We start from the raw sequence: 12,525 nt of genomic DNA, 5'->3' as shown, positions 1-12,525 counted from the left end.
TATTTAAACTCCAGTATTTTAAATGTTGAATGTTCACAATTGCTAATTGACTGGATCTAACCAGCCCCATAGATCTTCAGTTGCTCCAGTAAATAAGTTAAAAAATAAATCCTGTAATTTTTTAGTAATGGGTCCACATCTGCCAGTACCTACTTGAATTCCATCTACGCTACGTACTGGAATTATTTCTGCAGCAGTACCCGACATAAATATTTCATCCGCTGTATACAAAGACTCACGAGATAATACTTGTTCTTGTACTTCCAAACCAGTATTTATCGCTAATTTAATAATAGAATCTCGTGTAATTCCAGGTAATATAGAGGAGGCACGTGGTGGGGTTAAGATAATGTTATCTTTAACTTCAAATAAGTTTTCACCAGCTCCTTCTGAAATATAACCGTATATATCTAACCCAATTCCTTCGTGATAACCATTTCTGAAAGCTTCATTACTAATTAACATGGATGATAAGTAATTTCCGCCAGCTTTAGCTGAGCTTGGAAGAGTATTCGCTGGTACTCTGTTCCAAGAAGATATCATCACATCAATCCCTTGTGTTAAAGAATTTTCTCCCAAATAAGATGACCAAGAGAAAGCTGCTATAGCAACGTCTGTGGTATATCCAAGATCTGGATTAATTTTCATTCCTATGTCTCCAATGAATACTATAGGACGAATATATGCATTAATTAAATTATTTTCATGAATAATAACTTTACATGCTTGCATTAAATTGTTGATACTCCAAGAAATGGGCATACGATAAATTTTTGCGGAATTATGTAATCTTTGTATGTGTTCGCGATTACGAAATATAACAGGTCCCTTATATGAATCATAACATCTCATACCTTCAAATACTGATGATCCATAGTGCAGAGAATGAGACATTACATGTATTTTAGCTTCTTGCCATGGTATGATATCTCCATTAAACCAAATAAAATTTGCTGTATTCATTTGATTTCTTCCTAGTTAAATATAATGTTAATTTAACAATGATTAAATTTATTGAATTTCAATATGATATATATCTGTTAGTTTATTTAACTGAGCAGATAGTAAGCATATTGCTCTATTACTGGAAACAGTCAAAAAAATATTTATTTTTTTGTTATCAAATTTGTTATGTGACGACATATTTAACGTATGTAACTCAAAACCACGATGACGTATAACCCGAAGAATACGTTCAAGTACTTCTGGGCAAAATCTAGCTTTAATACACAAAGAATAACATATCATATTACTGCTCCAACATAGAATCATTTGAAGAACCAGGTGGAACTAGTGGCCAAACGTTTTCATATTCATCGATTAGTACATGTAACAAAAAAGCCCCTGTGTGCATAAATAATAAATTAATTGCATTTGATATTTGCGATTTATGAGTAATACGTAACCCATGGATGTCAAATGCTTTAGCTAAAACAAGAAAGTTAGGATTATCTGTTAATGTAGTTTCACTATAACGTTTATTAAAAAATAATTGTTGCCACTGACGAACCATTCCTAAACGTTGGTTATCTAATAAAACAATTTTAATGGGTAGATTTTTGCGTTTAATAGTGGCGAGTTCTTGTATATTCATCATAAACGACCCATCACCAGAAATACATATTACCATATGGTTCGGTCGGCCAATTTGAGCGCCGATAGCTGCTGGTGTGCCGAATCCCATGGTGCCAAGCCCTCCAGAAGTAATAAAATTTTCTGGACGATTAAATTGCATATGCTGGGCAGCCCACATTTGATGTTGCCCAACATCTGTAGTTACGATAGTATCGTAGGGAGCATTTTCACTAATTGCTTGTAATAAGGCTGGCGCGTAAATTTTGTCATCAGTCGATTGATAAGACCAACGGTACTTTAGTTTTAAAGCTTTTATTTTTATTCTCCATTTTTCAATAGATAAGGATTGTGTTAATGCAAATAGTAAATCGTTTAAATTTCCCGATAAAGAGACATGGGCTAGACGTAGTTTACCGAATTCTGAAGGATCAATATCTAAATGAATTACTTTTGCTTGTGGAGCAAAAGTATGTAACTGTCCAGTTACTCGATCATCGAAACGGGCCCCAATTGCAATTAGTAAATCACACTTTTGTACTGCTAAATTAGCTGCTTGATTACCATGCATTCCTAACATTCCTAAATAACAATCTTCTGTATAATCTGGCGCACCAATTCCTTTTAAGGTTACTACAGTAGGTATTTTTGTTTTGGAAATGAATGTACGTAATGATGTTACTGCTTTAGCCATGCCTACTCCCCCACCTATATAAAGTATTGGTTGGTATGACTGCAGCATTAATATACGAGCTTTTTCTATATTGCCTTTGATGCTACCGATATACTTTTTATTATCAACATAGTATTTAGGTATTATTTTTTCAGTAGATAGTTGAATATCTTTTGGTATATCTATTAATACTGGGCCTGGTCTTCCTTTAGAAGCAATAAAAAACGCTTCATCAATAACACCAGGTATCATATTTAATGAATGTACTAAAAAGCTATGTTTAGTGCAAGCTAAAGATAATCCTAATACATCTACTTCCTGAAATGCGTCAGTACCAATGAATTCTAATCCTACTTGTCCAGTAATCGCTACTATAGGGATAGAGTCTAATAACGCGTCAGCTAGTCCAGTAATAAGATTAGTAGCACCTGGGCCAGAAGTTGCAAAGCATACACCAACTTTCCCAGTGGCTCTAGCATATCCTATAGCAGCTATAATCGCTCCTTGTTCATGCCTACATAATAAATGTTTTACTTCAGAATCAAATAATGCATCGTATATTGGCATGATGGCCCCGCCTGGGTAACCGAAAATAATATCTACACCCTTGTCTCTCAGTGCTTTTATTATCCACTGAGCTCCGTTCATATTTATTTCCTCGTGTGATTTATATGAATTAAATATTAATTAAATTAGATGATTCATAAATAAGTGATCGATTTTTTAAATTAATTGTAAACCGTACGGAAATTACATATTTTATTAGATTTAAATAGATTTGGAATATTTATAAATATTGTGCGTATATATATATTAAAACCAGCCTTTATTTCCGGAAAGTCCTCATGACATTTATATTTGTGATATTAATATAAGTTTCCGTTGTGTATCGATGCAATTATAAAATATAGTAATATTATTAGTTTAAAGTGTAATATTGCTGTTTATCAATAAAATTTATTTTTTATATTTTAAATAAACAAATAATTATATAGAAAATTGATTTTTTTGTTACATTAATATTGATATTTAATTATTAAGAATATTACATTCTATAGTATGTTTTATTAAAAACTAGCAGTAATTTTTAAAACAGTAATTTCCATGTTTCTTAAATATAAAAATTTTTACAATAAATATATATTATCGTCACGTAAATAAAACGCAAAGCATTTGATGCTTTAATATAGATGAATAATAGTAAATTCTGTTTTGTTTTAATGCTTTCGTTTTAGTGGATATTTTCAATAAGGCATAATATATATTTGATTTTATATGTATGTTGTATTTAATATTTCTATGTTATAGATACGGGTTTTTAAAAGTGATGTTTTTTAAATGATATTGTTTTTAATAATCATCAGTATATAATTGTTATCTTAGTTTATTATTATAAGATTATATATATTCTTAATGATTTTATTTCATAAATAACAGCCATAACCGTCCATATTTATCAATAATTTTAATTAATAGCGCTCGCTTATTTACTTTTAAGAGGAACGATATATGACATTCAGGTTTTAACTATACGATAATTTTTTAAATATTTATAGGTTTTAGTTTATATAACTATTTTTATATTAAAAAGTGTGTAAAAATCCATAAATATGTAGGACGATAATTATCGTTTTTAAAAATATTAATAATAAAACATAAAAAATACGATTGTATTACATATATTATAATATATGTAATACAAATAATATAAAATTATAATTTTATATTATTTGTATTACAGTTGCGCATGGATCACAGGGGTGAAGAGACTTGAACTCCTAACACTCGGTTTTGGAGACCGACGTTCTACCTATTTGAACTACACCCCTTGATATTATTAATAATCAATACGGATACGGTGCGGACGGGACTTGAACCCGTGACCCTCGGCGTGACAGGCCGATGTTCTAACCATCTGAACTACCGCACCCGGCATTAATTTTAATTAAATGATTATCATAACTAATTCTCAAATAAGCATATATAATATTTACTGAGAAACACTGTAAAAATTTTTTGTTCTACTATATATTCTTTTATGATTTGAATTTAGAAATGTATTCAACACAAAACTATCCTACTTTACGTATCTTTTAATTGTGGAGCTAAGCGGAATCGAACCGCTAACCTTCTGCGTGCAAAACAGATGCTCTCCCAGTTGAGCTATAGCCCCATATCCATAGAATATACTGTAGCAAGTTTAAAATAAAGATGCAAATTAAAATAATATAATTACAAATTTTTACTTTACTGAATGAAGATAGTGTTTAAAAAAATGGTTTTTAATTTTTGATTATACTAACATTAGAATTAATTAATAATTTAAAATTGGTATAATGAAGTCAATAATTATTTTTTATAAAAGGTTTATTGTAATTTGGCATAAATTAATTTAATAATCTAGCAGTATTATTTTAAAGTTGATAAATGTTTATAAAAATTTGAATCTTTGATGTGTTGAGTATATAAAATATTAATATTTACAGATAAATTTTGATGCTTAATTTCATAATTAAAAAAATTAACTATCATATGTTGAGCATATATTTATGTTTGTTAAGTACAACAAGTACATATCTATATGTATGATAAAAAATCAATAAATATATATATTTTATAACGAAAATTTCAAATTGTTTTATAATTTATATTGATAAGATTTCTAAAGAAAAAAAATTATAATGAGTTAGTAAAATAGATTTTAGTTTAATAGCTGCTGTGGTGTCCATAGAACAATAGATTTTGTTTAGTCTGACAGAACCAAAATTGTTTATAGACCCAGACTCTTTGGTTAGGGTTTTATTATGTCGTAGTAAACGTAAACTATATTTAGCGATGGTGCGTCTAGAATCTATTAAATAGCTATTTGAAGATAATGTTGCAATTAATTCTTTTTTTAGTAAGGAAAAATGAGTACATCCTAATACTATAGTATCAGGAGGTTGTTTTATTTCTAACCAGGGGGCGAGAATATTACGAAGTGTTGATAAAGATATTTTTTCGCCATATATTTTGGATTCAGCTAAGTTTACTAATTCAGATGTGCCTAATAGCAGGACTTTATATTTATTTGCGAAACGTTTTATAAGATACCAAGTATAATTATGATTTACAGTACGATGTGTTGCTAATACTCCAATGATGCCATTTCTAGTTAATTTAGATGCTAATTTGATCGCAGGTATCACTCCGATAATAGGGAATAAAAATCGGTTTTGTAATATTTTTAATGAAACTACACTGGCAGTATTACAAGCAATAATTACAAGATCTAATCGATGTTGATTTTGCACAGCTTTAATTATAGAGGTTACACGATTTGTGATAAATGTTTCTGAACGTTCGCCATAAGGAAAGGCTTGATTATCAAAGAAATATAAATACCACACGTATGGTAATAATTTGCGTATTGCGGTATAAATGGATAACCCACCTACTCCAGAATCCAATATTAAGATTGTTGGTTGTTTATGTTTATATATGTTTTTACAGAAATATGTCATTTGTTTTATTAAATATTTATTTGATATAATCATCATATAAATCGGTGTAATTAAGTGTATATCTAATTTATAATTTTGTTTATAATTTTTTCTATGATAGGGCACCAACCTTTTATTAAAAGATTTTTATCTTTTGATTATAGATATCATATTGAATACGATATCTATAGATAATATTAGTTTTGTTGAAATTATATATTTTTTGTAGTTTAATTTGTAATTAGCTAAATATTGTTGTGTATAGGATTGCATATGTTAATGATATATAAATAAATATAAATATTTTGCCTTTTCTATTTCTAATTAATAATTTTTTCTATCAAAATAAGCATTTTTATGTAGAAACTGAGTTTTAAAATACATGTTTTTGAGCATATATAAAGTGGATTTGTATAAAAATTTTTATTTATGTATAAGACATATTATGTTAGTTTTTATTTTTTATTCCCAAACTATGACATATTGCATATGTTAAATCTGATCTATTAAGAGTATAAAAGTGAAAATTTCTTACTCCTTCTTTAATAAGAATCCTAATCATGTCTATCGCTACAAATGTTCCAAGCATTTTCTGTGTTTTTAAGTCGTGATCTAATCCGTGAAAAATTACATATATCCAATGAGGTATTTTAACTTTAGTAAAAGTAATAAAATTCTGTACTTGACGAAAATTGAAAATAGGTAATATTCCGGGAATAATTTCTATATCGATCCCAACAGATACGCAAAGATCTCTAAATCTTAAATATTGTTCTACATCAAAAAAAAATTGAGTGATTGCGCGATTAGCGCCAGCATCTATTTTTTTTTTCAAATTAATTAAATCTGATTGTGCATTCTTTGCTTCTGGATGTACTTCTGGATAAGCAGCTACGGAAATGTCAAAATTTCCAACTTTTTTTAGCAAATATACCAAATCTGCAGCGTGCATAGATGATTGATGATTTTTTTTGATTTGATCGCCTCTTAATGCAACAATGTTATGAATACCATTATTCCAATATTCTTGAGCAATGATTTGCAATGCTTGAGGAGTTTCGTTAATACATGTTAAATGGGGAGCTACTACTAATCTAGTATGTTTTTTTATATCATTAATTGTTTTGTCAGTATAATCTCGTGTTCCAGAATTAGCACTATATGTTACAGAAACAAAAATAGGATTTAGTTTACTTAATTTTTTTATAGTTTTCCATAATATTTTTTTCATTTCATTGGTACGTGGAGGGAAGAATTCAAATGATACATTAATATTTCCTTGTAATTCTGCTAAATATTGATTTAATATTTCTTGTTGAGTAGCATGGAACATACTCATATTTTCCTCTCGTGGATTTATAAAATAATATGTACAATCTGTTATATATGCTACACTATAAATAAGTGTTATTATATATACTGTTTAATCGTTCCATTTTTATAAAGAATTTTTTGTATTTAAGTTATATGAAAGAATGGTTTCTGTTATTATAATTAGTGCTGTTTACATTAATAAGTCTGAATAATATTATTATTATGAGTTTTTGCATAATTATATATTAGTCAGGGTCAACATAACTAAAATGTGCATTAAGTAATTAATGATGTGTATTATCCGTTTTTATATGTTAAATATATTTTTTAAGTTGTAGACTATTTAATTGGTGATTACTGTTTATGATGGTATCATCATGTCTGTATGTTTATTAATTATCTTATTTTATTAATAGGGATATACAAACATAACATTTTAATAATGGGAAAATATCTTATTGTATTGACGTAAATGCTTGTGATAAGTCAGCGATAAGATCATCACTATCTTCTAGCCCTACTGAAACACGGAGTAACATATCATTAATTCCAGCACGTTTTCGGGCGTTTTCTGGCATAGCAGCATGTGTCATAGTGGCTGGATGGGCAATTAGACTTTCTACGCCTCCAAACGATTCTGCTAATGTAAATAATTTTAATGATTGTAAAAATTGCACTAATATGTTTTTAGTTCCTTTTAGCTCAAAACTAAATATCGATCCAAATCCACTTTGTTGTTTACAAGCAATATTATGTCCAGGATGAGTGGATAATCCTGGATAGTATAGCATATTGATTTGAGATTGCTTTTGACAAAAAGCAATAATGTTTTTAGTATTATTTTGTTGTTGGTAAATTCGAGGTATTAAAGTACGCATACCACGTAACAATTGGTAACTATCAAAAGCGCTGCCAGTAATCCCAAGTGTGTTGCCCCACCAAGCTAATTTATCAGAAATATATGGATCCTTAGATATTACCACTCCTGCTATTAAATCTGAATGTCCGTTTAGATATTTACTACAAGAATGCACTACTAAGTCCGCTCCTAGAAGTAATGGGTTTTGAAAAACTGGAGTCATGAATGTATTATCTACTACATATAATATATCTTTTTGAAAATTACAAATATTGTAAATATCTACTATTCGGAGCATAGGATTACTTGGGGTTTCTATAAAAATTAATTTAGGTTTATGCGCTAATGACTCTAACAATATTTGTGTATCATTTTGGTCAATAAATAATACTTTACATATGCCCTTTTTATGTAAGGCATCTAATAGCCGGTAAGTTCCTCCATAGCAATCATGAGGTGCTATTAATAAATCATTTGGTTCAAGCAAAGCGGAGCATATTAAATAAATAGCAGACATACCGCTACTTGTCATAATTGCATTTTTTCCATATTCTAAATCTGATAAAGTTTGTTGAGCTACATCTCGAGTAGGGTTTTTTCGTCGTGAGTAATCATAAAGACGCGGTTGATTTAATCCAAAAAAATTATAAGTAGTTGAAAGAGTAATAGGAGGAACAACGCATCCATGTTGCTCATCAATATTCAAACCACTTCTAACACTGATTGTAGATTTTTTAATATTCATAATAAGTAATTAATTTGATTATCTATATTCTTTAACATATCACTAATATCATTAATATACTAATATTATTTGTATATCTGATAATAAATATATATATATATATTTATTATTTATAATGACTATATAGTAAATATATTTTGATATTAATGATATGTAGTAGTAATAGTAATAAAATTTGACGATTTATGTTGACACCTGTAGTATATTTTGTTTACGTCACGTGTTATGATGCATACAAATGTAGATGCGATAACGTATATATTTATGTTTTGTTCAATTTTTTATTAATAGTTAAAAAGTTATTATTAATAGCGATATTAAAGCGTTTATTAAAAAGATTTACACGGCCACGCGTATCTACTATACGTTGTGTACCTGTATAAAACGGATGACATAGATTACAAACATCTAGATTTAAGTTTCGATTTAAAGTTGATTTAGTATTAACAATATTTCCACATGAACAATACGCAGAGATGTTATTGTATTTTGGGTGAATATTTTTTTTCATGGCACATTCTCGTATTAATTAATACTGCGTTTCTAATAGTTAATAGGATATTTTGTAAAAAACGATGAAATTATAAGTTCTGTTTTATGGAATTTAACACATTAAATATTAACATATAATCATGTATATATCAGAAAATTCGCTCTGTTAATCGTATACGTACATAGTCTAAAGATAGATGAGTAATAAATTAACAGTTTTTAACTATCTATTATCAATAGATATTATTTTTATTTTATATAAAATTTTTATAAAAATTCATAATAATTTATGTATTTTTAAACGCAGTGCATCTAAACTTTAGGGATATTATTATATAATACAAAAATTGGATTGTACCGCAATAGAAATAAATTAATTTTATAATCTATTATGGTTATATTTACCAAATAATGATCATATATGTTTTTAGTTAAGAATGACCGTTGTTTTAGTTAAAAATAACTATATTTCAGTTTTTAACTGAAATATAGAGCGTATTTTTTGTTGATATCGTATATCAATATTGATTTAGCTAATAAATGTGCTATTACTATATAATATTGATGCCTATAATGATTCATTAATATTAGGCGCATGTAATCATATCAAGAATACGCTATATTATATAATATTATTGTAATAATCAATACATAACAATTATATTGAATTTTTAATTATACTAAAAATAGTGATTTCCAACAGATAATTATTTACATAAATATTTTATCAGAGATATAAAAGTTAATATATAAATTAGAGCAATAACTGTGTTTATATTATAGTTATTATTGACGGAGACTAAATAGATTATTTGTAGTTTAGTTTATCAAATATATAAAATATGAATATAATTATAATGTAGTATGGGTAGGAGCAAATATTTTATTTATGTTGAAATCTCATTGTAATAATTTCCATAAATTATTACAATGAGATTTCATGATGTTAATTTTATTAGGTAAAAATAGTAATATAAGATCTGTTGGGGCAACAATATTTATAAAAAATTATAATTAAATACTTAAATTTATATTATTATTATTATTATCAATATGTTTGAATAATAATGTTAATCATTAAATTAACCTTAATTTAATCATCTGATTGCTACTGTAGCTTAATTTATGAATTTGTGCATATATGATTAGAAATGTTAGTATGAATAAATAACGTATATATAATAATTCATTTATCGAAAAAAATATGGTTTTGTAAACGAAAAATCTTGTGTATGTAGGATATTTATATTGACGTAATAACGTTAAAATAATTGTTCGAATATATAATTTTAGTATAATAAATTGTTGTTGAATTGAAAAACAATTTTTGAAGATATTATATCAATTCTTGAAAGAATTATATATATATATATATATATATTGTAGATCTTATAAGAATAACATGGCAATATATGTATGCTTTCATTTAATATTCATCTTAATTATCTCACAGAAGTAACTGAAATAAAATTAAATAATTTAAATATAGGTCAACTTTATGTCTACATGGGTTGTTGGAAAAATTGTTGCAGTGAAACACTGGACAGATCAGTTATTTAGTCTTATTGTACAAGCGCCAATAAATACATTTGTTGCTGGACAATTTACTAGAATGGGGATATATGTAAATAGGGTAATTATGCACCGTGCTTATTCATATCTTAATGCCCCTAACAATCCAAATCTAGAATTTTATATAGCTACTGTGTTAAAAGGGAAATTTACTCCATTGTTGCGTACTTTATGTTCTGGTGACAATATTATGCTTACTAAAGAAGCGTATGGACGTTTTGTACTTGACGAAATACCAAGTTGTACAAATTTATGGATGTTGGCTAGTGGGACAGGAATTGGTCCGTATCTATCAATACTTGAGGATCATAATGAAAGATTGGATCGATTTTCAAATATTGTATTAGTACATGCAGCACGGTTTTATAAAAATTTAAATTATTTATCTAAAATGAAAAAATTAAAAGATATTTATTCTAGTAAATTGCGTATACAAACAATTATAAGTCAAGAAGAATCTTCTGATTCGCTTTTTGGCCGTATACCTACTTTAATAGAAAATAATTCTTTAGAAAAAAAAGTGGGATTGCAATTAGATATTAGCAATAGTCATGTAATGTTGTGTGGTAATCCGCAGATGATATCTGATACTAAAGAAATATTGAAAAAAAAATACGGCATGAAAGATCATATACGACGCAATCCAGGTCAAATTACTCAAGAACGTTATTGGTAATAATAATATTAACATTGTTATATAATGTTAATATTATTATTGTAACTTTGTAATGTATTTTAAATTGATTATTGAAACTATCGCAATTTTTAGTCTCAGCATATCGAAATTTATATTTCGTTATATTTGTAAATATACGTACTGGTCATTGTACGATATATATATTTCATCTATTTTTTATTTATGTTCTTGAAATTAATGTACAATGACCAGTACGTATAGAATGATTTTAATAAGAGAGACAATATGCGACGCCTATTGGTGATAGGAAACTGGAAATTAAATGGTAACAAAAACACCATAACTAACTTAATAATTAAATTAGTTGAGGCATGTGCTAATATTTCTAAATGCAGCGTGGCTATAGCTCCTCCTGTGGTGTATTTAGATTTAGTTATGCGTTATTTAATAAATAGTAATATTTGGTTATGTGCGCAAAATGTTGATGTTCATGTATCTGGAGCATTTACTGGGGATGTTTCTGCAGCAATGTTACAAGATTTAAATACACGATACGTTTTGATCGGGCATTCTGAACGAAGAATACATCATAAAGAAAACGATACATATATTGCTAAAAAGTTTTTTATCTTAAAAAAGATCGGATTAATTCCTATTTTATGTATAGGAGAGAATAAAAGAGAATTTGATTCTGGACATACTGAATCGGTATGTCTTAATCAAATTAAGTCAGTCATTAAATTATTTGGTGTGGAAGTGTTTAACAATTCAGTTATTGCATATGAGCCTATATGGGCGATAGGAAGTGGTATGAGCGCGTCTCCAGAAAGGGTACAAATAGTTCATAAGTTAGTCCGGAATTATATTGCGAATTATAATGTGTCTATAGCCAATGAAATAGTTATTCAATATGGAGGGTCTATAACACCAGAAAATGTTACTCAATTTTTTAATCAAAAAGACATTGATGGTGTACTAGTAGGATCTGCTTCTTTAAATGTAGATAGTTTTTATAAAATTGTGCAAGCAGCTGAAAACCATGATAAGTCGTATCATGGTTAAACAATAAATAATATATGTTATATAAATAAAAATGTGTTGATGTTGTTTTTACAACAGACATATGGTATTCGCAGAAGCGAATAAATAACAATAGATAATACAATTCATACATATGTA

General features: G+C 27.7%; 9 protein-coding genes and 3 tRNA genes. 2 read left to right on the top strand and 10 right to left on the bottom strand.

Features of this window, described 5'->3' with window-relative positions:
- Positions 1-42: 42 nt before the first annotated feature.
- From VOI34_RS00825 to rpmE, 10 genes are all read right to left on the bottom strand, one after another.
- Positions 43-963, bottom strand: a complete 921-nt coding sequence (locus tag VOI34_RS00825; protein WP_331828571.1) for a branched-chain amino acid transaminase — start codon at positions 961-963, stop codon at positions 43-45.
- A gap of 48 nt (positions 964-1,011) precedes the next feature.
- Positions 1,012-1,248, bottom strand: coding sequence for an acetolactate synthase 2 small subunit (gene ilvM / locus VOI34_RS00820; RefSeq protein WP_331828708.1), 237 nt, complete (start codon positions 1,246-1,248; stop codon positions 1,012-1,014).
- 1 nt (position 1,249) lies between these two features.
- Positions 1,250-2,893, bottom strand: coding sequence for an acetolactate synthase 2 catalytic subunit (gene ilvG, locus VOI34_RS00815; RefSeq protein WP_331828570.1), 1,644 nt, complete (start codon positions 2,891-2,893; stop codon positions 1,250-1,252).
- A gap of 1,107 nt (positions 2,894-4,000) precedes the next feature.
- Positions 4,001-4,074: transfer RNA gene (locus VOI34_RS00810), tRNA-Trp, on the bottom strand.
- A gap of 27 nt (positions 4,075-4,101) precedes the next feature.
- Positions 4,102-4,175, bottom strand: a tRNA-Asp gene (locus tag VOI34_RS00805).
- Positions 4,176-4,345: 170 nt separating this feature from the next.
- A tRNA-Ala gene (locus VOI34_RS00800) sits at positions 4,346-4,418 on the bottom strand.
- A gap of 472 nt (positions 4,419-4,890) precedes the next feature.
- The gene (gene murI / locus VOI34_RS00795) at positions 4,891-5,748 is read right to left on the bottom strand and encodes a glutamate racemase (protein ID WP_443092750.1); all 858 of its coding nucleotides are present in this window, start codon (positions 5,746-5,748) and stop codon (positions 4,891-4,893) included.
- A gap of 427 nt (positions 5,749-6,175) precedes the next feature.
- Positions 6,176-7,066: a methylenetetrahydrofolate reductase gene (gene metF, locus VOI34_RS00790; protein WP_331828568.1), complete on the bottom strand. Its 891-nt coding sequence runs from the start codon at positions 7,064-7,066 to the stop codon at positions 6,176-6,178.
- A 430-nt stretch (positions 7,067-7,496) separates the two neighbouring features.
- Positions 7,497-8,645 carry a cystathionine gamma-synthase gene (metB, locus tag VOI34_RS00785; protein WP_331828566.1) on the bottom strand — a complete coding sequence of 383 codons (1,149 nt, stop codon included), beginning with the start codon at positions 8,643-8,645 and terminating at the stop codon, positions 7,497-7,499.
- 262 nt (positions 8,646-8,907) lie between these two features.
- Entirely contained in the window at positions 8,908-9,156 is a 249-nt protein-coding gene (rpmE, locus tag VOI34_RS00780; protein ID WP_331828564.1) for a 50S ribosomal protein L31, read from the bottom strand.
- A 1,479-nt stretch (positions 9,157-10,635) separates the two neighbouring features.
- Between rpmE and VOI34_RS00775 the strand changes: the two genes are divergently transcribed.
- Together VOI34_RS00775 and tpiA are read left to right on the top strand one after the other, a co-directional pair.
- Positions 10,636-11,385, top strand: a complete 750-nt coding sequence (locus VOI34_RS00775) for a ferredoxin--NADP(+) reductase (protein WP_331828563.1) — start codon at positions 10,636-10,638, stop codon at positions 11,383-11,385.
- A 246-nt stretch (positions 11,386-11,631) separates the two neighbouring features.
- Positions 11,632-12,408 carry a triose-phosphate isomerase gene (gene tpiA, locus VOI34_RS00770; protein ID WP_331828562.1) on the top strand — a complete coding sequence of 259 codons (777 nt, stop codon included), beginning with the start codon at positions 11,632-11,634 and terminating at the stop codon, positions 12,406-12,408.
- Positions 12,409-12,525: the final 117 nt, after the last annotated feature.

The sequence above is a fragment of the Candidatus Blochmannia sp. SNP genome (genome assembly GCF_036549215.1).
GTDB lineage: Bacteria > Pseudomonadota > Gammaproteobacteria > Enterobacterales > Enterobacteriaceae > Blochmanniella.
The sequence above is the reverse complement of the archived record's forward strand: the minus strand, read 5'-3'. Positions and strand labels throughout refer to the sequence as shown.